At 62.7% G+C, this 26,180-nt stretch carries 27 protein-coding genes; 10 read left to right on the top strand and 17 right to left on the bottom strand.

Annotated features, from left to right (window positions below):
• Nucleotides 1-66: 66 nt before the first annotated feature.
• Nucleotides 67-1,176, top strand: a complete 1,110-nt coding sequence (gene hisC, locus ACLKMW_RS15835; protein WP_415725442.1) for a histidinol-phosphate transaminase — start codon at nucleotides 67-69, stop codon at nucleotides 1,174-1,176.
• Between the two features lie 3 nt (nucleotides 1,177-1,179).
• Nucleotides 1,180-2,118 carry a prephenate/arogenate dehydrogenase family protein gene (locus tag ACLKMW_RS15830; RefSeq protein ID WP_415725441.1) on the top strand — a complete coding sequence of 313 codons (939 nt, stop codon included), beginning with the start codon at nucleotides 1,180-1,182 and terminating at the stop codon, nucleotides 2,116-2,118.
• Nucleotides 2,119-2,159: 41 nt separating this feature from the next.
• Here ACLKMW_RS15830 and ACLKMW_RS15825 read toward each other — a convergent pair whose 3' ends face one another.
• Nucleotides 2,160-3,143, bottom strand: a complete 984-nt coding sequence (locus ACLKMW_RS15825) for a DUF2125 domain-containing protein (RefSeq protein ID WP_415725440.1) — start codon at nucleotides 3,141-3,143, stop codon at nucleotides 2,160-2,162.
• A 218-nt stretch (nucleotides 3,144-3,361) separates the two neighbouring features.
• Here ACLKMW_RS15825 and ACLKMW_RS15820 point away from each other — a divergent pair, with 218 nt between their 5' ends.
• Nucleotides 3,362-3,880, top strand: coding sequence for a gamma-glutamylcyclotransferase (locus ACLKMW_RS15820; RefSeq protein WP_415725439.1), 519 nt, complete (start codon nucleotides 3,362-3,364; stop codon nucleotides 3,878-3,880).
• A 1-nt stretch (nucleotide 3,881) separates the two neighbouring features.
• Here ACLKMW_RS15820 and ACLKMW_RS15815 read toward each other — a convergent pair whose 3' ends face one another.
• The 4 genes from ACLKMW_RS15815 to ftsE form a co-directional block, all read right to left on the bottom strand.
• Nucleotides 3,882-4,700 carry a lysophospholipid acyltransferase family protein gene (locus tag ACLKMW_RS15815; RefSeq protein WP_415725438.1) on the bottom strand — a complete coding sequence of 273 codons (819 nt, stop codon included), beginning with the start codon at nucleotides 4,698-4,700 and terminating at the stop codon, nucleotides 3,882-3,884.
• A gap of 175 nt (nucleotides 4,701-4,875) precedes the next feature.
• Nucleotides 4,876-5,514, bottom strand: a complete 639-nt coding sequence (locus ACLKMW_RS15810; RefSeq protein ID WP_415725437.1) for a YdcF family protein — start codon at nucleotides 5,512-5,514, stop codon at nucleotides 4,876-4,878.
• A 185-nt stretch (nucleotides 5,515-5,699) separates the two neighbouring features.
• A complete protein-coding gene (locus ACLKMW_RS15805; RefSeq protein ID WP_415725436.1) occupies nucleotides 5,700-6,713 on the bottom strand; it encodes a cell division protein FtsX in 1,014 nt (337 codons plus the stop codon).
• Nucleotides 6,706-7,365, bottom strand: a complete 660-nt coding sequence (gene ftsE / locus ACLKMW_RS15800; RefSeq protein ID WP_415725434.1) for a cell division ATP-binding protein FtsE — start codon at nucleotides 7,363-7,365, stop codon at nucleotides 6,706-6,708. Before ftsE ends, ACLKMW_RS15805 begins: the two co-directional genes overlap by 8 nt.
• A 188-nt stretch (nucleotides 7,366-7,553) precedes the next feature.
• On the opposite strand from ftsE, the gene ACLKMW_RS15795 reads away from it, so the two are divergent.
• The 3 genes from ACLKMW_RS15795 to ACLKMW_RS15785 all read left to right on the top strand — a co-directional run bounded on the left by ACLKMW_RS15795 (nucleotide 7,554) and on the right by ACLKMW_RS15785 (nucleotide 9,428).
• Complete coding sequence (locus tag ACLKMW_RS15795) at nucleotides 7,554-8,174, top strand: hypothetical protein (RefSeq protein WP_415725433.1); 621 nt, start codon at nucleotides 7,554-7,556, stop codon at nucleotides 8,172-8,174.
• A 3-nt stretch (nucleotides 8,175-8,177) separates the two neighbouring features.
• On the top strand, nucleotides 8,178-8,720 hold the full coding sequence (gene hpt / locus ACLKMW_RS15790; protein WP_415725432.1) for a hypoxanthine phosphoribosyltransferase: 543 nt from the start codon (nucleotides 8,178-8,180) through the stop codon (nucleotides 8,718-8,720).
• Nucleotides 8,721-8,816: 96 nt separating this feature from the next.
• Complete coding sequence (locus ACLKMW_RS15785; RefSeq protein WP_415725431.1) at nucleotides 8,817-9,428, top strand: glutathione S-transferase family protein; 612 nt, start codon at nucleotides 8,817-8,819, stop codon at nucleotides 9,426-9,428.
• 23 nt (nucleotides 9,429-9,451) lie between these two features.
• On the opposite strand, the gene ACLKMW_RS15780 is transcribed toward ACLKMW_RS15785, so the two are convergent.
• The 4 genes from ACLKMW_RS15780 to argH all read right to left on the bottom strand — a co-directional run bounded on the left by ACLKMW_RS15780 (nucleotide 9,452) and on the right by argH (nucleotide 15,064).
• Nucleotides 9,452-11,998 carry a TIGR02302 family protein gene (locus ACLKMW_RS15780; RefSeq protein WP_415725430.1) on the bottom strand — a complete coding sequence of 849 codons (2,547 nt, stop codon included), beginning with the start codon at nucleotides 11,996-11,998 and terminating at the stop codon, nucleotides 9,452-9,454.
• 101 nt (nucleotides 11,999-12,099) lie between these two features.
• The gene (lysA, locus tag ACLKMW_RS15775) at nucleotides 12,100-13,365 is read right to left on the bottom strand and encodes a diaminopimelate decarboxylase (protein WP_415725429.1); all 1,266 of its coding nucleotides are present in this window, start codon (nucleotides 13,363-13,365) and stop codon (nucleotides 12,100-12,102) included.
• A 13-nt stretch (nucleotides 13,366-13,378) separates the two neighbouring features.
• On the bottom strand, nucleotides 13,379-13,585 hold the full coding sequence (locus ACLKMW_RS15770; protein WP_415725428.1) for a lipoprotein: 207 nt from the start codon (nucleotides 13,583-13,585) through the stop codon (nucleotides 13,379-13,381).
• Between the two features lie 78 nt (nucleotides 13,586-13,663).
• Nucleotides 13,664-15,064 carry an argininosuccinate lyase gene (gene argH, locus ACLKMW_RS15765; protein WP_415725427.1) on the bottom strand — a complete coding sequence of 467 codons (1,401 nt, stop codon included), beginning with the start codon at nucleotides 15,062-15,064 and terminating at the stop codon, nucleotides 13,664-13,666.
• Between the two features lie 30 nt (nucleotides 15,065-15,094).
• Between argH and tlpA the strand changes: the two genes are divergently transcribed.
• Nucleotides 15,095-15,790: a thiol:disulfide interchange protein TlpA gene (gene tlpA, locus ACLKMW_RS15760; protein WP_415725426.1), complete on the top strand. Its 696-nt coding sequence runs from the start codon at nucleotides 15,095-15,097 to the stop codon at nucleotides 15,788-15,790.
• Between the two features lie 12 nt (nucleotides 15,791-15,802).
• Nucleotides 15,803-16,849, top strand: coding sequence for a Gfo/Idh/MocA family protein (locus tag ACLKMW_RS15755; RefSeq protein ID WP_415725425.1), 1,047 nt, complete (start codon nucleotides 15,803-15,805; stop codon nucleotides 16,847-16,849).
• A gap of 3 nt (nucleotides 16,850-16,852) precedes the next feature.
• Here ACLKMW_RS15755 and ACLKMW_RS15750 read toward each other — a convergent pair whose 3' ends face one another.
• Entirely contained in the window at nucleotides 16,853-17,953 is a 1,101-nt protein-coding gene (locus ACLKMW_RS15750) for a Gfo/Idh/MocA family protein (RefSeq protein WP_415725499.1), read from the bottom strand.
• Nucleotides 17,954-18,219: 266 nt separating this feature from the next.
• On the opposite strand from ACLKMW_RS15750, the gene ACLKMW_RS15745 reads away from it, so the two are divergent.
• Complete coding sequence (locus ACLKMW_RS15745; protein WP_415725424.1) at nucleotides 18,220-19,659, top strand: FAD-binding oxidoreductase; 1,440 nt, start codon at nucleotides 18,220-18,222, stop codon at nucleotides 19,657-19,659.
• Between the two features lie 42 nt (nucleotides 19,660-19,701).
• Here ACLKMW_RS15745 and ACLKMW_RS15740 read toward each other — a convergent pair whose 3' ends face one another.
• The 7 genes from ACLKMW_RS15740 to ACLKMW_RS15710 form a co-directional block, all read right to left on the bottom strand.
• On the bottom strand, nucleotides 19,702-20,580 hold the full coding sequence (locus tag ACLKMW_RS15740; protein WP_415725423.1) for a 3-hydroxybutyryl-CoA dehydrogenase: 879 nt from the start codon (nucleotides 20,578-20,580) through the stop codon (nucleotides 19,702-19,704).
• 115 nt (nucleotides 20,581-20,695) lie between these two features.
• Complete coding sequence (locus ACLKMW_RS15735) at nucleotides 20,696-21,625, bottom strand: electron transfer flavoprotein subunit alpha/FixB family protein (RefSeq protein WP_415725422.1); 930 nt, start codon at nucleotides 21,623-21,625, stop codon at nucleotides 20,696-20,698.
• A 187-nt stretch (nucleotides 21,626-21,812) separates the two neighbouring features.
• Nucleotides 21,813-22,562, bottom strand: a complete 750-nt coding sequence (locus tag ACLKMW_RS15730; RefSeq protein WP_415725421.1) for an electron transfer flavoprotein subunit beta/FixA family protein — start codon at nucleotides 22,560-22,562, stop codon at nucleotides 21,813-21,815.
• A gap of 210 nt (nucleotides 22,563-22,772) precedes the next feature.
• Complete coding sequence (locus tag ACLKMW_RS15725) at nucleotides 22,773-23,492, bottom strand: rhomboid family intramembrane serine protease (RefSeq protein ID WP_415725498.1); 720 nt, start codon at nucleotides 23,490-23,492, stop codon at nucleotides 22,773-22,775.
• 81 nt (nucleotides 23,493-23,573) lie between these two features.
• The gene (locus tag ACLKMW_RS15720) at nucleotides 23,574-24,155 is read right to left on the bottom strand and encodes a cob(I)yrinic acid a,c-diamide adenosyltransferase (protein ID WP_415725420.1); all 582 of its coding nucleotides are present in this window, start codon (nucleotides 24,153-24,155) and stop codon (nucleotides 23,574-23,576) included.
• 24 nt (nucleotides 24,156-24,179) lie between these two features.
• A complete protein-coding gene (locus ACLKMW_RS15715) occupies nucleotides 24,180-24,371 on the bottom strand; it encodes a twin transmembrane helix small protein (RefSeq protein WP_415725419.1) in 192 nt (63 codons plus the stop codon).
• 22 nt (nucleotides 24,372-24,393) lie between these two features.
• Nucleotides 24,394-25,227, bottom strand: a complete 834-nt coding sequence (locus tag ACLKMW_RS15710) for an SDR family oxidoreductase (RefSeq protein ID WP_415725418.1) — start codon at nucleotides 25,225-25,227, stop codon at nucleotides 24,394-24,396.
• An 80-nt stretch (nucleotides 25,228-25,307) separates the two neighbouring features.
• Here ACLKMW_RS15710 and ACLKMW_RS15705 point away from each other — a divergent pair, with 80 nt between their 5' ends.
• Nucleotides 25,308-26,174 (top strand): YihY/virulence factor BrkB family protein, encoded by an 867-nt coding sequence (locus ACLKMW_RS15705; protein ID WP_415725417.1) that lies wholly within the window; start codon nucleotides 25,308-25,310, stop codon nucleotides 26,172-26,174.
• Nucleotides 26,175-26,180 lie beyond the last annotated feature (6 nt).

Below are 26,180 nucleotides of genomic sequence, written 5' to 3'. Positions count from 1 at the left end.
CGCGCCCCGGCCTGTATTTCCCGAGCGCCCCTTTGAGGCTTTGGAAATATCCGGACATCCCCGCAAATGACGCAAGCAGAAGACACCAGCCGCCCCCAGCCCAAGCCGGGCATCATGGACATTGCCGCCTATGTGCCAGGCAAGAGCGCGGCACCGGCGGGCGTGACGGTTCACAAGCTGTCGTCCAATGAAAATCCGCTCGGACCTTCTCCGGCGGCGATCGAGGCGGTGCGCGAAGTCGCTGGCCGGCTCGAGTTCTATCCGGACGGTTCAGCCACCAAGCTGCGCGAAGCGATCGCCGAGGCCTATGGGCTGAACCCGGCCAACATCGTCTGCTCCAACGGATCGGACGAAATCATCAGTCTTCTGGGCTCGACCTATATACAGCCGGGCGACGAAGGCATTTTCACCGAACACGGTTTCCTGGTCTATCGCATCTGCATCCAGGCCGCCGGCGGGGTGCCGGTGGTGGCGAAGGAAACCAATGAGACCGCCAATGTCGATGCAATACTGGCAGCGGTGACGGCAAAGACGAAGGTCGTCTTCCTTGCCAATCCGAACAATCCGACCGGCACCTACCTGCCGTTCGAGGAGGTGCGTCGTCTTCACGCCGGCCTGCCCAGGCACGTGCTGCTGGTCATCGACGCTGCCTATGCCGAATATGTGCGGCGCAACGACTATGAAGCCGGCATCGAGCTCGTCTCGAATTCGCAAAACGTGGTCATGACGCGCACCTTTTCCAAGATCCACGGGCTAGGCGGCGCGCGCATTGGCTGGGCCTATGCGCCCACCCACATCGTCGACGCGTTGAACCGGGTGCGCGGTCCCTTCAACGTCAATGCGGCCGCGATCGCAGCCGGCGTTGCCGCCATGCGCGACCGCGCCCATGTGCAACGCACGGTGGAGCACAATGAGAAGTGGCTTGCCTGGCTTAACGAAGAACTTGCGAAGCTCGGACTACGGGTTACCCCCAGCGTCGGTAATTTCGTGCTTGTCCATTTCCCTGAGGGCGGCGGGCATTCGGCTGAGGCGGCCGACGATTATTTGACGGCGCGCGGCTATATTCTGCGGCGCGTTGCAGGCTACGGTTTTCCCAACGCGCTGCGGATGACGGTCGGAACCGAAGAAGCCAATCGCGGCGTCGTCGCCGCTCTCACCGAGTTTTTGAAAAGCTAGAAAATGTCCGCACCATTGTTTGAGAAGATCGCCCTCGTCGGCATCGGCCTCATCGGGTCGTCGCTGGCGCGGGTTATCCATCGCGAGGACCTTGCCGGCCACGTCGCCATTGCCACCCGCAGCTCCGAAACCTTGAAACGCGCCGAGGAGCTGAAGCTCGGCCACTCTTACACCACCAGCGCCGCGGAAGCGGTGAGGGACGCCGATCTCGTCATCGTGTCGGTGCCGGTCGGGTCCTCGGGCGCGGTTGCCGAAGAAATCGCCCCGGCGTTGAAGCCGGGCGCCATCGTCACCGATGTCGGCTCCACCAAAGGGTCGGTGATCGCGCAAATGGCGCCGGTCCTCCCCTCCAATGTGCATTTCATTCCTGGCCACCCGCTGGCGGGCACGGAAAAGTCCGGCCCGGACGCCGGCTTTGCCGAGCTGTTCGAAAACCGCTGGTGCATCTTCACCCCGTTGCCCGGTACCGATCCTCAGGCATTGGAAAAGCTGTCGGAATTCTGGCGGCGCTGCGGCTCCAACATCGATACGATGGACCCTGAGCATCATGACATGGTGCTCGCCATCGTCTCTCATCTGCCGCATATCATCGCCTACAACATCGTCGGCACCGCCGACGATCTGGAAACCGTGACCAAGTCCGAGGTCATCAAATATTCCGCCTCGGGCTTTCGCGACTTCACCCGACTGGCGGCTTCCGACCCGACCATGTGGCGCGATGTCTGCCTGCACAACAAGGACGCAATCCTCGAAATGCTGGCGCGCTTTTCGGAGGACCTTGCTTCGCTGCAGCGCGCGATACGCTGGGGCGACGGCGAGAAACTGTTCGACATGTTCACGCGCACGCGCGCCGTTCGCCGCTCGATCATCGATGCCGGGCAGGAGATCGACGCGCCCGACTTCGGCCGTCAGGCGATCGTCCATCCCGAAAAGGTTTCGTAAGAGCTTTTCTCGCAAATCCGGACGGGAAAGCCGGGCTTGCTCTATCGAAGCGGCGGGACGTTGCCGAGCCGCACGAAACCCATCGACATCTTGCCCTTGACGATCTTGAGGGGCAGCGATGGCGCATTGCCGAGCAAGGTCAGGCCGGCAGAGCCCTGCCTGATCTTGTCGCGCCATTCCGGCATCGCTTCCGCGAGCACCACCGACAGGCCATTGGGATCACGCACGGTGATCTTGAGGTCGGCATCGAGCAGCCCGTCCTGATCGACCGAGAACGGCCCGCTCAGCGCGATGCCCGTCTTTTCGCCGGTGGAAAGCGCCAGCGTGCGAATGGTGCCGGAGCGGCCACGCAGCGTATCCATCTCCTGGCCGAGAAGCGCCACACCGTCATTGACGGTCAGATCGGTTTCGCCGGCAAACGGCGGCAGGCTGCGCCCTTCCACGAGCGCGGGATCGAGCTTCAGTCCGTCGAAACGGCCGGCGAGGTCGAGATTGCCGCCGTTGGGGCGCATATGTCCTTCAAAGGTTTCGGCTTCAGCGAGCGGCGTTCCGTCCGGGGTCGTGGCCCGCAGTTTTTCGCCTTCGAGAGAGACGCGCTCGGGAAGCGGTCTTGCCAGCCGCACGCTGGCGCGCAAATTCTGCCAATCGACGGCAAGAGCCTGGGCTTGCGGCAGATCGATGCGCGCCGGACCGTCGAGCTCGGCGATCAGGCGCGACGGGTCGTAGACCTGCCCGGCGGAGCGAAAATTGCCCGCAGAGAGGCTGACGCCGCGATCCGCATCTTCGAAGACGACGCGATCGCAGAAGACGCCAAGCCTGAAGGGGAAACCATGCGCCACGGGATTGGCGCATTCGGCGACCACACCGTCGCGGTTCAAGGCTGCGATGGCAGCCTCAGCCTTCGCTTCAAGCTTGCCGGCGAGATAGAACCAGCCGATGCTGTAGCCGCCGAACAGAACGACGATGAAGATTGCGAGCCACATGAAGCGGCGGCTGTAGCTGGTGCGGCGTTCGTCTGACGACATGTCGGTTCGCTTCTCTCAATTTTTACCCTTGCGAAGGGACGCATTTATCGGGCGTCGTGCGCGATAATCCGACGAAGCCGGGTGGCGCTGAATTGCTCGATTTGATCGACTCTAGCAGGTTGGAAGTGGCTTAGGGGCGCAAACCGCTTCACACTTTTCCTCGAATTGCTCTAGCTTCGCGCGGAAGCGGCGTTCTACGACTCACTTGGCTTGGCGATATGGGCGATTTTTGGGTTTTTGGCTATGGCTCGTTGATCTGGCGGCCGGGGTTCGCGCATGTCGAGACCCGTCGTGCCCGGCTTCACGGTTATCGGCGCTCGCTGTGCATCCGTTCCTTCATCCATCGCGGCACGCCCGAGCATCCGGGGCTGGTGCTGGGGTTGGACAGGGGCGGATCATGCGTCGGCCTTGCCTTCCGCGTGCCGGGCGATCTACATGATGAGGTCATCGCCTATTTGCGCGAGCGCGAACTGGTGACGAACGTCTATCTGGAGCGCCGGCTGGCCGTCCATCTCGACAAGGGCGAAACCGTCGAGGCGATCTGCTACGTCGCCGACCGCACACATCAGCAATATGTCGGAGGTCTCGATCCGGCCGAGGCCGCGAAGCTTGTCTCGGGTTCAAACGGCCGGTCGGGCTCGAACCGGGAATATGTCTTCAACACGCTCGAACATCTCGAGGCGCTGGGGATCCGGGATCATTGGCTGGAAGAGGTGGCGCGGCGTTTCGACACGTGAGTTACCGGGGCATCCCTTGGGGCTGGGACGCAGTCGCCTCGCCCTCCAGCTCTCGTAGCCGCTTGACCGCTGTCGGCGGCAGCGGCGGCGGGTTGCCCGCCCGGGCCGCTTCGATCAGCAAGGCGTCGCAGCCAGCCTCCGTTTCCGCGATCAGCCGGCGCATGAATTCGTCCTTATCCAGTCCCGCCGGAATGGCGGGCAGGTAGCGCGCCTTGATCGTACCGGGATAGCGCAGGAACTTGCGGCGTGGCCAGTAGAGGCCGGCCATATGCGCCACCGGGACAACCGGTACGCCGAGTTGCGAATAGAGTTCGACGATGCCGTATTTGTAGGCTGGTTCGGCTCCCGGCGCGCGGCGCGTACCTTCCGGATAGATGATCAATTGCCGGCTGTTGCGGGCCATTTCCGCCTTGGTCGCCCGGATCACCTCCTTCAGCGCCTTGGCGCGGCTGCCGCGATCGACCGGGATCATCCGCATCTTGGCGATATACCAGCCGAAAAACGGGATCCAGGTAAGCTCTCGCTTGAGAATGTAGAGCGCATCGGGAATGTCGGGCAGAAAGGCGATGGCATCCCAGAAGGACTGATGCTTCGGCGCCAATATGTAGGAGCCGGTCGGCAGGTTTTGCTGGCCGGTGATTTCGCTCTTGGTCAAGGCGATCTTGCGCTGCAGCCACAGGCTGGTGCGAACCCAGAATTTCGGTACGAACCAGGCCGTCCTGCGTGGCGCCAGGAAATAGAACGGCGTCCAGAGGATCATCTGGACAATCAGGTTCGCATAGAAGGCGATGTTGAAGATCAGCGAGCGGATCGAAATCATAGGCGACGCCTGAGAGGACTAGAGCAGGATGCGCTCGCATTCGCTCGCGCGCCTGCTCTATCTGTCTGTCTTTGCCGCATTTGTGCGACGCCAAGTGATTCCACTTGCTGCAAAATGCTCCATCGCGCTGGTTACACCAAGTGGCGCGAAAGGCAAACCGCCAAAGCCGCGGCGCTCACTGTGTCGTCCTGGTGGAAGCCTGGACCAGCGCCACCCCATCCGGCGTCGAGCGGATGGGCACCACCGCGCGGGCAAGTGCTCCGATATATTTGGTGTATTCGGTGAAAAGCACACGCAGCGCATCCGGCTTGACCATCCAGATGCCGTCGTCGAGGCGCGAGTTCACCACTGGATAGGGCAACAGGCTGGCCTTGTCGATGAAGCGGCTCATTTCAAGCAGGCTGCGCGGCATGTGGTAATTGTTGGTTACCAGAATAACGCTGCCATAGGCGTGGCTTTCCACCCATTTGGCGCTTTCCTCGGCATTGCCGATCGTATCGAGAGCGGCATGGTCGATGTCCACGCAGCACGAAAACAGCGTGGTATCGGCCCCAGTTGCCGCCTGAATCGATTTGCGGCCGGCGGCGGGATTGACGCCGCTGATCAGCAGCCGTTGCCCCTTGCCGGATTTAAGAAGGTCGAGCGCCGCATCAATACGCGCCTGGCCACCGGTCAAGACGATGATGGCATCCGCCTTCGGCGGATTTTCCGGAGTGGTCAGGCGGCTGATGTGATTTGCGAACCAGCCGAAGCCGCCGGCAAATATCGCCAGAATCAAGACCACCGTAACGGCTAGAAATCGCAAAAAAACCATCCGGCGGCTCACTTTACCAGCCGCAGACAAGGCCGCCGACGGCGAATCGTCGGCTGGGTCGATTTTGGCCAACGTCTTCATCGCACTATGGTTAACCTTGAGCGGGAGCTAATACAGCGGCAGTTCCTGCACATTGTGTTACGCCTTGTCTTGTTTCGTGATCGCTCCCGAAAGCTCCTTCAGTTTCAACTGCCGTCCGGATGGCGAACATCGATATCCTTCAGATAGGTCATGACGGTTACATGCGACGTGGCGGCGGTCAGCACGCCGATCAACAGCACGACCAGCGCCACGCCACCATAGCCGGCGGCGCTGATCGAAAAATTGCCGAACAGCGCCGCTGCCTGGTCGGCCTCCGGCGTAGCGAGGTTGCGCGACGACCACCAGGAAAAGAAGATGAAGACAATTATCGCTGCTGCGCCGCCGGCTGCCGCGCCCTTCATGCCGGTCAAAAGGAAGTGCCTTCGGAACTGACTGGCGATGAAGCCGGCCTCGGCCCCGACGAAGTGCAGTACCTCGATGATGTGCAGGTTTCCCGCCATCGCCCCGCGCGTGGCGAAGACCACGGTCAGGACGGTTGCCGACAGCATCAGCACCAGGATCGCGGCACCCAACGTGACCATGGTTCGCGCCATCGCCACCAGCCGGTCGACCCAGGTGCGATGGTCGTCCAGTGTCGCCGCCGGCACTTCCGGCGCCAGAAGTGCGCGCATGGCGGCGAAGTCGGGCGGATTGTCCTGATCGATGGTGACGATGACCAGACGCGGTACCGGCAGTTCATCGATGTTCAGCCCCGATCCCAGCCACGGTTCAAGCAGGCGCGCGGTGGCTTCCCGATCGACGATGCGGGCACTGCGCACGCCCTGAAACTGACCGGCGATCCGTGCGGCCGTTGCAAGCGCGGCGTCCATGTCGAGGCCGTCGGCAGGCTTGATCTGGATCGTCGCCTCGCGCGCGATCTGGTTTTCCCAGATCGAGGCGGTATCGCGCACCAGCGTGACCGCCCCGAACGTCAGGCAGGATAGGAAGGTCATGATGGCGATGACGAAGGCGAGTGCGCGGCCGGCGATGTTGTGCGGCGGCACGATCGGCGCGGTCTTGCGTTGCGTGCGCTGCAGCCTTTGGATGCCGGCGCGCACCTGCGCCCTCGCTTCGGCGGGCGGGTGTTCGACCAGTTCTTCGTGGAGTGGCTCAATCATAGATGTCGAGCCTTCCATTGGTGAGGATCATGCGCCGCGCGTCGACCTGTTCCATCAGGCCGAGATCGTGCGTGGCGATCACCACCGCCGTTCCGAGCCGGTTGAGTTCTATGAACAGGCGCAGCAATCGTCGCGCCAGCGGCGGATCGACATTGCCGGTCGGCTCGTCGGCAAGCAGGATCTCAGGCTGCTCGATCAGGGCGCGGGCGATTGCCACGCGCTGCTTTTCACCGCCCGAAAGGACCGGTGGCAGCACATGCATGCGCTCGCCGAGTCCCACCCACTTCAGAAGTTCGGTGACGTCGTTGCGGTAGGTCGCCTCCTCGCGGCCGCGCACGCGCAGCGGAAGCGCCACGTTCTCATAGGTCGTCATGTGGTCGAGCAGGCGAAAATCCTGGAAGACGACCCCGATGCGCCGGCGCATCAGCGGCAGTTCGGCCCGGGTTATGTGCGAACGGTCCTTGCCGAACACCGAAATCAACCCACGCGTCGGCTTCAGCGACAGGAACAGAAGGCGCAGCAGAGTCGTCTTGCCGGCGCCTGAAGGTCCGCTCAGGAACTGGAATGAGCGCTCTGGAATATGGAAGGAAATGTCGCGGAGAATCTCCGGACCCATTCCGTAGCGCAGGCCGACGTTCTCGAAGCGAATCAACTGTGGTGACCTTGGATGCTGCGGCCGTCATGCGGCACGTGTTTCAATTTCGACCATCGGCCGGCATGGTTAACCGCCGGTTAATTTTTGCCGTAAACCGCGTGCAGTTTATCCGGAATGGGGAAGCATTAACCAATTTCGTTTACTTCCGAAGCTGGCGGAAGACGAGAGGAGACGGTCCACCCGGCATGGCTGACGAGCGCACCGCACGCCCGGTTTCCGGCGAAATCATGACAGAGGCAGCGGATGCCGCCTTGCGGTCGCGACCGGCGGCGGACGATGTCCTCGATGCCGACTATGAGATCGTGCCTGGCATGGATGCCGGGCAAATGGCGGATAAGGCGCCTGCTGTCGACAATGCCGTTTCGGGCATGGACATGTTGCGCCGAGCGATGCCCGCGCAGCGTATCCGCGGTGCGCGGGGTGGGCCGATCTTCTGGAGTGTCGGCATTGCCTTTGCCGCAGCCGCCTTCTGGGTGTCCGGCGGCCATGCGCTGGTGCGCCAGCCGGCTTTCAACGCCGGGCAGATGGCCGGCGCGCTCACCATCGCCGGCGTCAGGTCGCGGGTTGAAAATACCGGTTCGCGGCCGGTCCTGTTCGTCGATGGCGAGGCGATCAACGGCAGTGCATCGGACGTGCCGTTTCCAGCGCTCGAAATCCACGTCACCGCAAATGACGGGCAGACGGCACGCTACAATCTGGGGACATTGGGACACTCATTGGTGGCCAAGGGCAGATTGGCCTTTTCGAGCCGGCTCGAGATGCCTAAAAACGGGGTGAAGACGGTTTCCGTCACCTTCGCGGAGTAGAAGATGCCAATCGTGCGCGGCAAGGAGATAGAGGTGCTGTTCAGCGCCTCCGCGATCGCCAGGCGCAATCTGGAACTCGCCAAGGAGATCGCGGCGCGGGACTATGAAGACCTGCTCGTCATATCGGTGCTCAAGGGTTCGTTCATCTTCGCCGCCGATCTTATCCGCGCCATGCATGATGTCGGGCTATCGCCCGAAGTCGAGTTCATCTTCATTTCCAGTTATGGCGCCGGCACAACCAGCGGCGAGGTGCGCGTGCTGCGCGATATCGACAACCAGGTTGCCGGCCGCGACGTGCTCCTGATCGACGATATCCTGGAATCGGGCAAGACGTTGACCTTCACGCGCGATCTGATGCTGTCGCGCGGCGCCAAAAGCTGCTCCGTCGCGGTGCTGCTGGACAAGCGGATGCGCCGGAAAACCGCTTTGACCGCCGACTATGTGGGCTTCGATTGTCCCGATTACTTCGTCGTCGGCTATGGCATGGATGTTGCCCATGCCTTTCGCGAACTGCCCTTCGTCGGCGTGGTCAAAGGCGACGCTTAAAACAATTCGTCTCTCCTGCCACTTCTCCTGACAAAAAGCTGTCAGTAGCCGTCTGCTACATCTGAACCATTGGCATTCGGTTCAGGGAGGAAGCAGATGATCAAGTTCTATCATGCGCCATGGTCTCGTTCGGCTGGCGTTCACTGGCTGCTGGAAGAACTCGGGGTGCCTTATGAAACCGAGTTCGTCGACATTCGCGCGCCCGGCGGAGCGCCTGAAAGCTACCGAGCGATCCAGCCGAACAAGAAGGTGCCGGCTATCGTCCATGACGGCACGGTTATCACCGAGCGCGCCGCCATCTCCATCTATCTGGCCGACAGCTTTCCGCAGACGGGGCTCGCACCTTCGATCGGAGATAGAGCCCGTGCGGCCTGGCTTACCTGGCTGGTCTATTCCGATTCCGTCTTCGACCCGGTGGTGGCGGCAAAAGCGCACGGATCGGACTACATGGGCAGCGGCTATTCATACGGATCCTTCGGCGAGATGGTGGATAATCTCGATCGCGCCTTGTCCTCACGTCCCTATATCGCGGGCGACGTCTTCAGTGCCGCCGACACACAGATCGGCAGCGGTATCCACTATGCCATGGAAATTCTGCATGTCCTGCCCGATAGGCCGGCTTTCAAGAGCTATATGGAGCGGCTGCAGGCAAGACCGGCGTTTCAGCGCTACGCCGCCAAGGATGCGGCAGCCGCGCAGGGGACATGAGACTACGCGGCGGGAAGAGACGGCTACCGCATTTCCAGCAGACGTTCGAGATAATTGCGCTCCAGTTCCGGGCTCAGCGCATTGCCAAGCCGCTTGCGGATGGCATCGAGAATGCGGCGGGCGCGTTGCACGTCGATTTCGTCGGGCACCTTGACCGAATCGCCGAAGTCCGGACCGGTGGTGGCGCGCGGCCGGCCGAGCGGGTCTCGCTCGAAATTCTGCTGGCGCGAGCCTTGCTCGCCCGTGCCCTCCTCGCCCTGCATGGCCTGTTGCATTTGCTGCATCATGTCCTGCGCACCGCGGCGCAACGCTTCGAGTGCGCGACCCTGCTCGCCGACGGCGCGTTCGCCATTGCCTTCGCCGAGGGCACCTTCCGCCTCGCCCATCGCTTCCCCAGCCTCGCCGAAGCCCTCGCCGGGCTTGATGCCAAGGCCTTCGAGCCCCTCGGTCAGACCCTCCAGATCCTCCCGCAGCTTACCTTGGCCCTGCTGCAGTTCCTTCAGCGCCTCCGCAAATTCTTCCGGGGTCATAGGGCGGCCCTGCTGGTTTTGGTCGCCCTGCTGGCCCTGCTGCCCTTGTTCCGGGTTCTCGCCGCGTTGCATCCGGTCGGTGCGGAACGTCTCGTTCATCATCTCCTGCTGACGCCGCATGATCTCGCCGAGCTTGTCCATTTGCTGGCGCATTTCGCTCTGGTCGCCGTTCTGGCCCGGCTGCTGATTGCGGCGCGCCTGCAGATTGTTCATCATGTCCTGCAACTGCGAAAGCAATTCCCGCGCCTGATCGCGATTGCCGGATTTCGCCAGGTTCTCGATCTGGTCCATCATGCGTTCGAGGTCGCGCTGGCTGAGCTGCTGTCCTTGTTGAGGCATCTGCTGGGCCAGGTTCGGATCTTTCGCGGCACGCTCGGCGAATTCGCGCAGGAAATCCGCCATCGCCTCGCGCAATTCCTTCATGAGCTTATCGATCTCTTCGTCGCTGGCGTTGTTTTCCAGCGCCTGCTTTAGAGCCTCCTGCGCCTGGCGCAGCCGCTTTTCGGCAGCCGACAATGCGCCGTCTTCGATTGCCAGCGCCATCTCCCAGAAGTAGTCGGCGACGGAGCGCAGGGCATCGTCGCTGCCGGCCATCTGCAACTGCGAACGCCCGGCCATCAGCCCAAGAAACTGCCCCGGGTTCTTGATCGTGTCCTCGGGCCGCAGGGTGATCGCGTCGATCAATTGCAGCACATAGGGCTTGAGGTTGGCGTCGAGCGACAGGATGCGGCGATGCTCCACCACCGCCTTGGCCAGCGGATTGGTGAAGGGCCGTTCAGGCAGCAGGAACGTCTTGGTCTCGCTTGACGCTTCCTGGCCGGCACCATCAGTCACCTTGAGTGTGAGATTGACCAGGCTGCCTGCCCAAGCGTGTTCGGTGAGATCGCGCGACATTTTGGTCGCGCCATTGGCTGCGCCGCGGCGTGGCACGCTCAACGGCATTTCCGGAGCGCCATAGAGTGGCCGCGCACCCGGCTCCTGATCCTCGGCAAGCTTGAAATCAGCCTTGGCCGAGGCGGGACCGTAATCGTCGGTGATTTCGTAGCTGAGCTCCAGCGCGCCATTGGCCGCCCGCGTCGGCTCGGCGGTGAAGCGGATTGTCGGAGGCTTGTCGGGGATGATGGCAAAGGCCCAGCTTTGCAACTCGCGCGCACCGGATTTCAGGCTAAGGACGCCATCTGTATCGAGCTTGCCGGAAAACTGCCGCGCCGTGCCGACGGAGGTGGTGTTCGATTTTGCCGGCATGCCGGCAGTGCCCGGCGCCAAATCCCGCACTTGGCCGTCGGCGTCCGTGAAGGAAAGCGCTTCGTCGCCGGCTCCGCCGGTGACGCGCAGCGAAACCTCGCTGCCTTGAGGCACGGTGAAGGTGGCGGTCTGGCGGTTGGCGTCGGCGGTGAGGAAAATCGGCGCCTTGCCGGTATAGGAAGGTGGGGTCACCCACGCATCGACGCGCGGCGCGACGAACTGGAACCCGGCGCGAGCCTCAAACGCATCGCTGAGACGCCCGCCAAGCGGCCCGAGGGAAAAGGCGAAAGCGGTGACGAGAAGAAGAGCGGCACCGGCGCGAATGCCCCAGGGGTCACGCTCGGGAACCCGCGTTCGCGGCAGGTCGCTGCCGATGCGGCCAAGTTTTTCGGCCATGCGCCGCTGGTGCTCGCGCCAAAGCGCGTCCGCAAAGACGCCGGTTTTGCCGACTGGCCGGTCGGACTGTACCAGGACCGGCGTATGCAGCATCTCATTGGCGCTCTCGATGCGCCGATCGATTTCGGAAGATGTTGGCTGACGATAGAAGCGCAGCGGGTAGAGCGAGGCGAGACCGGCAAGCCCCAGCGCCGCAATCAAGGCAAGGCGGGCAGTGTCCGGCAGGATACGGAACAGGCCGAGCCATGACAGGCTTACGAACAGGCTGGCAACGATGACGAGCGGCAGGACGAGCGGCCAAAAGCGCTCCACCATCATAGCGACGGTCGTCGTCAGCCTGGCGCGGCCAAGGCGCCTGGCGAAACGTCTATCGCTATGTACCGGTGTCGGTTCCGTCATCGACCGTCCTTGCGCGGGTCGCGCGAAATGTCACATCCTGAAAGTAAAGAATAGCAACAATCGCGGCGAAGGCGAGGCATTGGCGAAAACGTGATCGCGCCTCAGAGCCAGTCCGGTAGCGAATCCAGGCCGATCAGGTCCTCATAGGCCTGGCGCGGACGAATGACGTGAAACGCCTCGCCATGGACCAGCACTTCCGGAACCAGCAGGCGCGAATTGTAGGTGCCGGCCTGAACCGCCCCATATGCGCCTGCCGTGCCGATGGCGATAAGGTCGCCTGCTTTCAGCCGGGGAAGGTCGCGGTCGAGGCCGAGATAGTCGCCGGTTTCGCACACCGGACCGACGATATCGGCGGTCATGCGCGGTGCATTCAGCGACGACTGAACCACCGGGCGGATGTCGTGGAAAGCGTCGTAAAGCGTCGGGCGGACCAGGTCGTTCATTGCCGCATCGACGATGAGGAAGTTCTTGGCGTCGCCTTCCTTCACATAGATCACTTCCGAAACCAATATGCCGGCATTGCCAACGATCAGCCGGCCCGGTTCGAACATCACCCTGGCTCCGAGCCCGGCAACGTGCTTGCGCACGATCTCGGCATAGGCGTCGGGAAGCGGGGGAGGGTTGTTGTCCGTCTGGTAGGGAATGCCGAGGCCGCCGCCAAGGTCGACATGCTCGATGACATGGCCGTCGGCGCGCAGCGTGCCGACCATCTCGGCCAGTAGCGCAAACGCGTCGTCGAAGGGCTGCAGATCGGTGATCTGGCTGCCGATATGCATGTCGATGCCGGTGACTTTCACGCCGGGCAATTCGGCGGCCCGCGCATAGACCGCCCGCGCCCGCTGCCAGGGAATGCCGAACTTGTTTTCGGCCTTGCCGGTGGAAATCTTCCGGTGGGTCCTGGCGTCGACGTCCGGGTTTATGCGCAGCGATACGGGCGCGGTTTTGCCGGCAGCTACGGCGCGCGCCGAGAGCAATTCGAGTTCGGGTTCGGACTCGACATTGAAGCACAATATGCCCGCCGATAACGCCAAATCCATTTCCCGCGCCGTCTTGCCGACGCCGGAGAAGAGAATCTTGTCTGCCGGGATGCCGGCAGCCAGCGCGCGCCGTAGCTCGCCTTCGGACACCACGTCGGCGCCGGCGCCGAGCTTGGCGAGTGTCTTCAGCACGGCCTGGTTGGAATTGGCCTTCATCGCGTAACAGACGAGCGCATCGAGATCTGCGAATGCTTCGCTGAAGACGCGAAAATGCCGGCTCAGCGTTGCCGTGGAATAGCAATAGAACGGCGTGCCCACGGCTGCGGCGATGTCGGGCAGGGCCACGTCTTCGGCATGAAGGATGCCGTCGCGGTATTCGAAATGGTTCACGTGAGCGATCCGATCAGATCAGGCCGTCGAGGATGAAGGGCTTGTCCGCCACCGGCTTTTCGGGCTCCGGCGGCAGCGGCTCGTTGGCTTTTTCGGCTTCCTTGCGCGCGTCGACGGCGGCCTGATAGGGCGTGTCGAGCCCCGATTTGCGTCCGCAAGCCGAAACGGCCGTAGCCGCAGCCAGAAGCAAGAGCGTCATGACAAATCTGCTGGCGGTCATCGTGCCATCCGTCCCGAGATAAATCCGTTGCCTGCTTCTAACCAAATTCCCGGCGCAATGCATCCGGCAAATCGAGGTTCACATTTTGGCGAGGCGCTTCTTCCAGGCAGTGATCTGGCGGCGCACTTCGTTGGGTGCGGTGCCGCCATAGGATGTCCGGCTTTTCACCGAATTCTGCACCGACAGAACCGAGAATATGTCGGCTGTGATGCCGTCATGGATCGACTGCAGATCCTCGAGCGTCAGTTCCTCAAGTCCGACCTTCTTGCCTTCGGCGAGCGCCACCGCGCGGCCCGTGACATGATGCGCCTCGCGGAAGGGCAGGCCGAGCGCGCGCACCAGCCAGTCGGCGAGGTCGGTCGCGGTCGAATAGCCGGAACCGGCCGCGCGCGCCATGGCCGCCTCGTTTATCTCCATGTCTCCGACCATGCCGGTCATCGCCGCCAGCATCAGGTCGAGCGTTTCGGCGGCGTCGAAGACCGCCTCCTTGTCCTCCTGCATGTCCTTGGAATAGGTCAGCGGCAGGCCCTTCATGACAGTGAGAAGCCCAACCAAATGGCCGTTGATGCGGCCGGTCTTGGCGCGAACCAGCTCGGCGGCATCCGGGTTCTTCTTCTGCGGCATGATCGAGGAGCCGGTGGAGAAGGAGTCCGACAGCCGCACGAAACCGAATTGCGGCGTCGACCAGATGACGATTTCTTCCGCCAGTCGCGAGAGATGCGTTGCTGAGATCGCGGCGACGGAGAGGAACTCCAGTGCAAAATCTCGATCCGAGACGCTGTCCAGTGAATTGCGGGTAGGCTCGCGAAAACCGAGGGCCTTGGCGGTGCGCTCGCGGTCGATCGGAAAACCGGTGCCGGCGAGTGCCGCCGCCCCGAGGGGGCTCTCGTCCATGCGCTCGATCGCATCGCGGACCCGCGACAGGTCGCGCGAGAACATCTCCACATATGCCATGCAATGATGGCCGAAGGTGACAGGCTGCGCCGTCTGCATGTGGGTGAAGCCCGGCATGACGGTCGCGGCATGCTCCTCGGCGCGCGTCAGGAAGGCTTCGATCAAGCCCTTCAGCGCCTCGGCGACGCGCAGGAACTCATCCTTCACCCAAAGGCGGAAGTCGACGGCGACCTGGTCGTTGCGCGAGCGCGCCGTGTGCAGGCGGCCGGCGGCGGGGCCGATCAGTTCGGCCAGCCGGGCCTCGATGTTCATGTGGATGTCTTCGAGCCGCGTGGAGAACTCGAACGCGCCGCTTTCGATCTCTTTCAAAATCGTGTTCAGCCCGTGAGCGATTTTTTCTTGATCCTGCTCTTCTATGATGCCTGTCTCGGCCAGCATTTGCGAATGAGCGAGCGAGCCGCGAATGTCCTGGGCGTAAAGCTTCTTGTCGTAGCCGATCGAGGCGTTGATCGCCTCCATGATCGCGGCCGGACCCGAGGCAAAACGTCCGCCCCACATCGCATTGCTGGCCTTCTTGTCGCTCATCGTGATAACCGGTCTCCGGAGACAAAGTGAATGGCTGATCGAAAGAAACTCATGCCGACCGCGCGCCTGTTGCTGATGGCCCTCGTGGCCGGGGCCTTTGCGGGCGCGATTGCGGTATATGCCAGCATCACCCTTTCTGGCAACAATGGCGCGCCGCCCGTGCAGACGGCCAAGGTCGACGACAGTGCCGACAATGCCGCGTGCAAGATGAAGGCCGAAAGGGCCAAGGCGGTAAGTGCGGCCGCAACCGGTGAAGTGGCGGCGATGCTGCCTGCCGATCCGCCGCAATCGTTGAAGGAGCTTGCCTTCAATGCTCCCGACGGCAAGCCGATGACATTGGCCGACCATGCCGGCAAGACGCTGCTGGTCAACCTGTGGGCGACATGGTGCGCGCCTTGCCGGGCCGAGATGCCGGCGCTCAATGCGCTTCAGAAAGAGATGGGCAGCGACCGGTTCGAAGTGGTCGCGATCAATGTCGATACGGGCGACGACGAGAAGCCGAAGAAATTCCTTTCCGAAATTGGCGTAGACGGGCTCGGCTTCTACCGCGAGTCGACGCTCGATCTGTTCAACGGACTCAAGAAGCGCGGGCTGGCCCTCGGCCTGCCGGTGACGCTGCTTGTCGATGGCGATGGCTGCCTGCTCGCCAATATGAACGGCCCGGCCGAATGGTCGAGCGCCGATGCCAAGCGGCTGATCGAGGCGGCATTGCCTGCCGACGGATGATCGACAGCGGGGATGACGGGGGCGGCGACGGAAAAAACTTTCGGCTGGGGTATCGTCGGCACGGGCGGCATCGCGCACGGATTTGCCGCCGATCTTGCACATGCGCCGGGTACCCGGCTGGTTGCGGTCCATTCGCGCGCGCAAGAGAAAGCCTTGGCCTTCGGCAAGACCTTCGCTGCCGAACGGGCCTATGCGGATCTCGACGCGTTGCTTTCCGATCCTGCGGTGGATGCAGTCTACATCGCCACGCCAAACGCACTGCATGCCGAACAAACCTTGCGCGCGATCGACGCCGGTAAGCCGGTCCTGGTCGAGAAGCCGCTTGGAATTTCCGCCGACGAGGCAGCCCGCATCGCTGCCGCGGCAAAGGACCGGTCGGTCTTCGTCATGGAAGCGATGTGGACGCGCTTCCTGCCGGCTGTGAGACGGGCCCGGGAAAAGATCATCGCCGGGGCAATCGGCAAGGTCACTTCCATTCGCGCGGAGCTTTCCTACCATCGCGACGAGGTGGCCGACAGCCGCTTTTTCGAGCGCTCAGGCGGGGGTGCCGCACTCGATCTCGGTGTCTATCCGCTTTCGTTGACGCTGCATTTTCTCGGGCGCCCGCGCGCCGTTTCGGGCCGTTGGCAGGCGGCCGGCAGCGGCGTCGACCGGCGCACGGAAATCGAGCTGCATTATGCAGATGCCAAGGCAGTGCTTTCCTGCGGCTTCGACCACGACGGCGGCAACTCTTTCCTGATCGAAGGCACCAACGGCGCGATCAGGCTCGATGCACCGTTCCTCAAGGCGCAGCGCCTGACCAGCTATTCGCCGTTCGCCCGCAATTTCGCGCCGCAACGACAGCGCGGCGGACTGTCCGCGAAACTCCTCGACCGCATGCCTTTTCCCGGTCGCAAGACAGAGCATTTCCCGTTTCCGGGCGGTGGCCTGCAATTTCAGGCGATCGCGGTGATGGATGCGATCAAGCGCGGCGAAACGGCTTGCGAGACAATGCCGCTCGCCGAAAGTGAGGCGGTGCTGGCGATCATCGGCGAGGTGCTGTCGCAAGACCCTTCGTAAGGATCAGAACGTGCTTTGCACCCGGTAGGGCTGGGGCAGGTCGCGCGCATTGTTGAGCGCCAGCGCAAGCTCGGTGATGTGCAGCGCCAAGGCTCCGGAAAACACCGGCTTGTTTCCTGCCGCGATTGCGCGGGCCTGTGCCGCTATCCCGGCGGCGAAATCGATCTGCGAGGGGAAAGCCGGCAATGTCTCGCGCCTCGTGTCGGTCGGATAGGGCAATCTCCGCCCCGGTTGCGGCTTCCACGGCAGGAAACTGCCGAGGCGATTTTCGAGTTGGTCGGCCAAGCGGACAGCGAGCTTGCGCTTGTCCGCCGTGCGCTCGAGTCGGACGGCTGAACGGTTGTCCCAGAGGTCGCGCACGGTAATCGTGCCTTTGTCGCCCAGAATTGTCAGTGAACGGTCACGGGGTGCGGCAAGTCCCGAGGTGAGGCGAGCCACGACGCCTGATCTGAAGCTCAGGCAGCCTACGGAGAAATCCGGCCCCATGCGAAGCTTTTCGGTGCCTGGTCCCTTGTCGGGAAATGTCAGTGCCGAAAACGCCGTGAGGCTTTCGACGGGGCCGAACAGCGACACCAGCCATGACAGCGCGTAGCCAGAATGTTCCAGGGTGCAGCCGATCTCGAACTCATGCGCGCCCGGCCATTTCGCGCCGGAGCGCGAGCGCCATGTCGTCCATTTGCCGCGGAACACCGGTCCGTCTTCCATCTCCGCATAAACCAGCCGAGGCGTTCCGATCCCGCCGGCCGAAAGCGTCTTTGCCACGAGGCCATGTGCCGCGCTCAGCGCGTTCGCGGGAGCCGTCGCCAGTGTAAGGCCGGACTTTTCCGCGAGTGCAACCAGCTCATGCGCATCCTCGACGCTCATCGCCAGGGGCTTTTCGCAATAGACGTGCTTTCCGGCTCTCAGCGCCCGCGCCGACAATTCATAATGGCTTTCCGGCGTGGTGAGATTGACGATGATCGTAACGCGTTTGTCGTCAAGTAGCGTATCGACACTGTCATAGGCGGTGAGTGAGTAGTGCGAGCAGAACTGCCTCAGCCGTGCGGCATCCCGATCAAACGCGCCGGCCAGTTCCAACTCCGGATGGTTGGCCAGCGTCGTCATGTAGTAGTCGGCCACGAAGCCGGTGCCGAGAAACGCGATTTTCGCCACCTTGTCCTCTCGCGACCCGCAATGCGTAAGCGGTTGATTAGAGCAGGGCGGGTTAAACCGGCGTAAAGGTTGATGCTGGCTTGGCTTGGTTCGGTTCGACAGACCGTTAAACGGATAGGATAGTTCGCGATTTCGGTTCTTCTTGTGCGGTGCCGGCTACGGGCGCACAATTTCGGGACGGTGGGGAGAAGGCTCATAACCAACCGGGAGGAACAATCATGAATGATCTGAGCCTCATCACTCTCGAACTTGGAAGAACAACGGTCAGCGGCGCGGCAATCGAGGTGCTTCCTGCGCAATTGCGCGGCAGCTTGCTCCTGCCAAACGACGCCGCCTATGACGAGGCCCGCACCATCTGGAATGCCATGATCGACCGCAGGCCGGGGCTTGTCGTGCGCTGCGCCGGCGCTTCCGATGTCATGAATGCGGTGCGCTTTGCGCGCGATAACCATCTTCTCGTGTCGGTGCGTGGCGGCGGCCACAACATCGCCGGCAGCGCCGTTTGCGGGGGCGGCCTGATGATCGATCTGTCGCCGATGAAGTCGGTGCGGGTAGATGTGGCGGCAAGGCGGGCGTGGGTAGAGCCGGGAGCAACGCTGGCCGATGTCGACAAGGAAACTCAGGCCTTCGCGCTGGCAGTGCCGACAGGGATCAACTCGACCACCGGTATCGCCGGTCTGACGCTCGGCGGCGGCTTCGGCTGGCTGACGCGCAAGTTCGGCCTGACGATCGACAATCTGCTTTCGGCGGATGTCGTGACCGCCGATGGCGAGCTGGTGCGGGCGAGCGCGACCGAAAACCCCGATCTCTTCTGGGCATTGCGCGGCGGCGGCGGCAATTTCGGGGTCGTTACTTCCTTCGAGTTCCGACTTCACAAGGTAGGACCGCAGGTGCTTTCGGGGCTGGTCGTCCATCCGTTCGCGGAAGCGGAAACCGTCTTGCGGCAATATCGCGAGGCGCTCGAAGCGGCGCCCGACGAACTGACCTGCTGGGCGGTCATGCGGCAGGCGCCGCCGCTGCCCTTCCTCCCGGCCGAGTGGCACGGCAAGGAGGTGTTGGTCCTCGCCATGTGCTATTGCGGCAACATACAGGCGGGTGAGGAGGCAACCGCGAGGCTGCGCGCCATCGGCAAGCCGATCGCCGATGTCGTCGCGCCGCATCCGTTCACCGGCTGGCAGCAAGCCTTCGATCCGTTGCTTGCGCCGGGAGCTCGCAACTACTGGAAGAGCCACGATTTCGCCGAGCTTACCGATGCCACCATCGGAATTCTAATCGAGGCGATAGGGAGGCTGCCGGGACCGGAGTGCGAGATTTTCATCGGCCATGTCGGCGGCGTTGCCGGCCAGGTGCCAGCCGATGCCACGGCGTTTCCGCAGCGCAGCTCCCATTTTGTCATGAACGTCCATGCGCGCTGGCGCGAACCGGAAATGGATCAGGCATGCAGCGGATGGGCGCGCGGTCTCTATGAGGCGGCCAAGCCCCACGCGATCGGAACGGCCTATATCAACTTCATGCCGGAAGACGAGGTCGACCGCGTCGAAGCGGCTTATGCCGGCAATTTCGCGCGGCTTGTGGAAATAAAGCAGCGCTACGACCCGCTGAACCTGTTCCGCATGAACCAGAACATACGGCCAAGGGAAGACCTGCGGGCTGCCTGAATCGACCGGACAGAATTTCAGCCGAAAGTGCCGATCCGCGTATCAGCGGGTCGGCACCGGATGCTCGCCGCGATAGTCGTAGAAGCCGCGTCCGGTCTTGCGGCCGAGCCAGCCGGCCTCGACATATTTCACCAGAAGCGGGCAGGGGCGATATTTCGAATCCGACAGGCCGTCATGCAGCACCTGCATGATCGACAGACAGGTGTCGAGCCCGATGAAATCGGCGAGCTGCAGTGGTCCCATCGGATGGTTGGCGCCGAGTTTCATCGCCGTGTCGATGGCCTCGACCGTGCCGACACCTTCGTAAAGCGTATAGATCGCCTCGTTGATCATCGGCAGCAATATGCGGTTGACGATGAAGGCCGGGAAATCTTCCGAGACGGTGATCGTCTTTTCCAGAGAATGGACGAAGTTCTTGGCGGTCTCGAAGGTCGAGTTCTCGGTGGCGATGCCACGCACGAGTTCGACCAGCTTCATCACAGGCACCGGATTCATGAAATGAATGCCGATGAAACGCTCCGGCCGATCGGTCTGTGCCGCAAGCCGCGTAATCGAGATCGAAGAGGTGTTGGTGGCGAGGATCGCTTCGGGATTGAGTTGCGGACAAAGCTGCGCATAGATCTTGCGCTTGATCGTCTCATCCTCGGTGGCTGCCTCGATCACCAGATCGGCTCCGGCGAGGTCGGTCATTTCGGGCGCGGCCGTGATGCGTCCCAGTGCCTTTTGGCGAAGGGCTTCATCGAGCTTTCCAGCACCCACCTGTCGGGCCATGTTGCCGCTGATCGTGGCCATGCCCTTCTGGATGCTCTCGCCGGAAATATCGTAGAGCAGCACCTTGTAACCCGCCAGGGCCGCAACATGGGCAATGCCGCCGCCCATCTGGCCCGCACCGACAATGCCGATCGTCTCCAACGTGCTCATTCCATCGATCCCGTCAAAGGCTTTGTGCCAACTCATTGTGCGCCGCAAACTAAAGGGCCGGGGTAGTCTCGTCTACCCCGGCCCCCACGATATTAGTACGTTCGGCGTAAGTGCGTCAAAGCGCCTTTTCGAGATCCGGCAGGATGGTGAAGAGGTCGCCGACGATGCCGTAGTCGGCGACCTGGAAGATCGGGGCCTCTTCGTCCTTGTTGATGGCGACGATGACCTTGCTATCCTTCATGCCGGCCAGATGCTGGATGGCGCCGGAGATGCCGCAGGCGATGTAGAGGTCGGGCGCCACCACCTTGCCGGTCTGGCCGACCTGCCAGTCGTTCGGCGCGTAGCCGGCGTCGACGGCGGCGCGGCTGGCGCCAATCGCGGCGCCGAGCTTGTCGGCGACGGGCAGGATGACCTCCTGGAACTTCTCCGAGGAGCCGAGCGCGCGGCCGCCCGAGATGATGATCTTCGCCGAGGTCAGTTCCGGCCGGTCGCTGCCCGACAGTTTGTTTTCCACAAAGGTGGAAAGGCCCGGATTGGCGGCGGGGGCGACGGTCTCGATCGCGGCCGAGCCGCCTTCGCCCGCCGCCTGGAAGGAGGCGGTGCGCACGGTGACGACCTTCCTGGCCTCGCCCGACTGCACGGTCTGGATGGCGTTGCCGGCATAGATCGGGCGCTTGAAGGTGTCGGGGCTCACCACTTCGATGATCTCCGAGATCTGCGCCACGTCGAGGAGGGCGGCCACGCGCGGGGCGACGTTCTTGCCGCTGGCGGTCGCCGGCGCGACGATCGTGTCGTAATTGCCGGCGAGCGACACCACCAGCGCGGCGAGCGGCTCGGCCAGGCGCTGTTCGAGTTCGTCGGCCTCGGCGAGCAGCACCTTGCGGGCGCCCTTCAGCTTCGACGCGGCTTCGGCCGCGCCCCTGGCGCCCTTGCCGGCGACCAGGATGTCGACGTCCGGGCCGATCTGGAGCGCGGCGGTGAGCGCCTTGGCCGTCTGCTCGGAGAGCGAGGCGTTGTCGTGTTCGGCGATGAGGAGAATTGCCATGTCTTTTGTCCTTTCGATTCTGCGCAGCGCCGCAGCCAATGACCTCTCCCTTGTGGGGAGGGCCGGTGGGCGCTTTGCGCAAGCAAAGCAGAGAACCGGGGTGGGGATGGAAGGGTCGAGACGTTGATCCTGACCCCCACCCCGCGCCTGCGGCACGACCCTCCCCTCAAGGGGGGAGGGTAGGATCTCAAAGCACGCCGGCTTCGTTCCTGAGCTTGTCGACCAGCTCGGCGACGTCCTTGACCTTGACGCCCGCCTTGCGGCCGCCCGGCTCCTCGGTCTTCAGCACCTTGAGCCGCGGCGTCACGTCGGCGCCGAAATCGGCGGCCGTCTTCTCGTCGAGCGGCTTCTTCTTGGCCTTCATGATGTTGGGCAGCGAAGCATAGCGCGGCTGGTTGAGGCGCAGGTCGGTGGTGACGATCGCCGGCATCTTCAGCTTCACCGTCTGCAGCCCGCCATCGACCTCGCGCGTCACCTTGGCGGTGTCGCCCTCGATCTCGACCTTGGAGGCGAAGGTGCCCTGGCTCCAGCCGAGCAGCGCCGCCAGCATCTGCCCGGTCTGGTTGGCGTCGTCGTCGATCGCCTGCTTGCCGAGGATGACCAGGCCGGGCTGCTCGGCCTCGACCACGCCCTTCAGCACCTTGGCGACGCCGAGCGGCTCGGTCTCGCCCTCGGTCTTGACCAGGATGGCGCGGTCGGCACCCATGGCGAGCGCGGTGCGCAGCGTCTCGGCCGCCTGCGCCGGGCCGATCGACACCACCACGATCTCCTCGACCTTGCCGGCCTCCTTCAGCCGGATCGCCTCCTCCACCGCGATCTCGTCGAACGGGTTCATCGACATCTTCACATTCGCCAGTTCGACGCCCGAGCCGTCCGACTTCACACGGATCTTCACGTTGTAGTCGACAACCCGCTTGACGGGCACGAGAACTTTCATGTGCGTTCAACCTTTCCGATGATTCTAAAAAGCGCCTCTAGCAGAGCGGGTTTCCGTCCATTTGCCGATTGGCGACATATTGGACGAGAAAAACGGAATCTTCCAAGTTGCGTTAAGGGCCACGAGACCTCCGCAAGCCGCGGAACCCTAGTTATGGGTCGCATGCACGTCAATATCGGGCGGGAGCCAAACCACCGCATGGATGTCTGATCATTGCCGCCCCCAGCGCGGCGCGGGCCTCGCCGGTGCTCGGTCCTGCTCCACTTTGACCGCGCGAGGGGTCACGATTTCCCTGTCGAGAAGGGGAACGCCGCGGCGGCGTAGAATCGGCACCAACGCGGCCCCGGCGAGGATACCGCCGGCGTGGCAGGCCCATGAAATCTGGTCCTCGCCACCCGCCAGAAGCATGGCGAACTGGAACAGAATCCACAGGCCAAGCGTGATGTAGGCGGGTATGCGCAGCGGAATGCGACCGAAGGCCAGAATCCAGACCTTCACGCGCGGATGCAGAATGAGATAGGCGGCAACGATGCCGGCGATGGCGCCCGATGCGCCGATCAGCGGTTCCTGCGATGCGGGTGCGATCAGGCCGTGCAGCAGAGCACCGGATATGGCGCACAGGAGATAGAAGACCAGATAACGAACGTGGCCGAGCGCGTCCTCGACATTGTCGCCGAACACCCACAGAAACAGCATGTTGCCGCCGAGATGGAAGATGTCGCCGTGCAGGAAGGCATAGGTGACATAGGTCAGTTGCTCGGGCACGATTACATATTCGGCGGGCAGTTCGGCCGTGTTGAAGGCAACCGAGGGAATGTAGCCAAGCCCGACGGCAGCAACCTGGGCCGAATATTCGCTGCCGAGCGAGGTCAGCATGTAGACCAACACATTGGCAACGATCAGTCCGATCGTCACATATTGATGCTTGATCTATTTCAGGCTGTTGGCGTCGTGCAGCGGAATGAACATCGGACCGTCTTCCGCTCCCGAAAAGTCTCACCGATTAAAGTGTTATCGATTTTGGCCGGGAACCCATAGCACATCGGCGTTTCCATTGTCATTGACGACGCGGGCGGCCACGAACAGCAGGTCGGAAACGCGGTTTATGTATTTGAGGCCGTCGCGGTTGACGTGCTCGTCCGTGTCCTGGGCAAGCGCCACCATGATGCGCTCGGCGCGGCGGGCGACCGTGCGGGCAAGGTGAAGGGCTGCCGCGGCCGGTGAACCGCCCGACAGCACGAAGGAGCGCAGCGGCTGCAGGTTCTTGTTCAACTGGTCGATGTCGGCTTCTACCCTGGTGACCTGCGAGGCGATGATGCGCAGCGGCTCGTAATCGAGCTTCTTGCCGGTGTCGGGTGTCGCCAGGTCGGCACCGAGATCGAAGAGATCGTTCTGGATGCGGCCGAGCATGGTATCGAGTTCGGGATAGGCGGTGCCGGTGTGGACGCGAGCCAGCCCGATGCAGGCATTGGCTTCGTCGACCGTGCCATAGGCGTCGACGCGCAGGTCCGACTTCAATCGGCGTTCGCCACTGCCGAGGCCGGTTGTGCCGTCATCGCCGGTCCGGGTGTAGATCTTGTTCAGTCGTACCATTCGTTCCTCCCGAAGCGGCGGTCATCAGCCCCTGTTGAAGTAGACGGCAAGCAGGATCAGCACCAGCGCCAGGAATTGCAGTATGATGCGCATCTGCATCAATTTGTTGGATTTGCTGCCCGGGCCGCCGCGCATCAGGTTCAACAGGCCGCGCATGAGCACGATCACGACCCCGATCATGACGATGATCGCAAGAATATTGAAGGCTGTTGCCATTGAGTTTCCAGCTCTGGTTCGGTCAGGCTTGCGAGGCAAGCACGCGATAGAAAAGCGCGGCGGGCAGGATGCGCTTCAGCACTACACCAATCCGGGCCGGCAATGTCACCACATAATGCGGTCTGGGCCGCGGCGATAGCAAGGCGTGGCGCAATACCGCATAGACGGCGTCCGACTTGAGCTTGTGACGCGAAGTGGAGCCACCGGCGCGCAGTCTCGCCAACTGTGCGGCGTAATCGCCGCTGTGAACGGAGTTTTCGTGGTCGATGTTCTTCAGGAACCAGTAGAGCCCGTTCGAGGCGATCTTCGACTGGATCGGTCCGGGCTCGATCAGCGAGACGTGGATGCCTGATCCCTGCAATTCGGCGCGCATGCAGAGCATCAGACCTTCAAGGGCATGCTTGGAGGCCGCGTAGGCGCCGCGCCATTTGACAGGAGTGAGGCCCAATATCGAGGAGCAATGGACGATGCGGCCATGCGCCTGTGCCCGCATCACCGGAACGATGCGCCTCGTCAGGTCATGCCAGCCGAAGAAATTCGCCTCGAACTGTTCGCGCAAGGCTTCGACCGGCAGGTCTTCGACGGCGCCGGCCTGGGCATAGGCGCCATTGTTGTAAAGCGCGCCGAGCGTGCCGCCGGTGCGCTCCAGCACGGCCTCCACCAGCGCGGCAATCGATTCGGGCTCGCGATAGTCGAGATAGAAGGCCTCGATGCCGTCGGCCTCAAGTGCCGCGATGTCCTCCGGCTTGCGCGCGGTCGCGAACACCCGCCACCCGTCATCCTTCAGGGCGCGTGCGCAATAGGCGCCGATGCCCGAGGACGCGCCGGTGACGATGATCGTGCGCAGTCCACTCATCCAACATCCCGCCTTGACTTGCCTTTCGCGGCGAACACTTCCCATATTCGCGACCACGAGACAATCAGAGGGGAGCAGTCTTGAGGAAGATCGTCGCCGTCAAACGCGTCATTTTCGACGCGTTTGGCCATTTCAACTATGATGACGGCTGGTCGATGGCCAGTCATCTGGCGATCTCGGCCTTGATGGCACTGTTTCCGTTCCTGATCTTCGCGACCACGCTTGCCAGTTTTCTCGGCGCACAGGCGTTCGCCGACACAGCCGTCCATCTGGTTTTCGACACATGGCCGCAGCAGATCGCCGCCCCGATCGCCAGGGAGGTGGTCAATGTGCTGACCGTGCAGCGCACCGACCTTTTGACCTACGGCGTGGTGCTGGCGGCGTTCTTCGCCTCCAACGGCATCGAGGCGCTGCGTACCTCGCTCAACCGGGCCTATCGCGTCGTCGAGACGCGGTCTTTCGTCTACCGACGGCTTCAGAGCCTGGCTTTCGTGCTGATTGCCACAATCGGATTCGTGGTGATCAGCGTGCTCCTGGTGTTCGCGCCAATCCTGGCGCGCCTGGCGCAAGCCAATTTCGAGTGGATCGAGCCTTATATGGGCACGATCACGCTGTGGCGCTTCGTCATCGCGTCCACGGTGATCGTGCTCGGCCTGATCGCGGTGCACTTCTGGCTGCCGGACGGCAAGCGGCGGTTCACGGCAATCGTGCCCGGCATCCTTTTCACGCTGGTGGCCTGGCTGATCGGCTCGACGGCTTTTGCCACCTATCTCGATCATTTCTCCTCTTACGTGACCACTTATGCAGGGCTTGCCTCAATCATGATCGCCGTGGTCTTCCTCTACATCGTCTCGGCAATCTTCATTCTTGGCGGCGAGTTGAACGCCGCCATCACCCGCTATCTCGATGCGCGCGCCCGGGTGGGCACTCTGAGTGTCAAGGAATAGGCCGAG

It is taken from the genome of Borborobacter xinjiangensis (genome assembly GCF_047739745.1).
In the GTDB taxonomy this organism is placed as follows: Bacteria; Pseudomonadota; Alphaproteobacteria; order Rhizobiales; family Rhizobiaceae; genus Pseudaminobacter.
The sequence above is the reverse complement of the archived record's forward strand: the minus strand, read 5'-3'. Positions and strand labels throughout refer to the sequence as shown.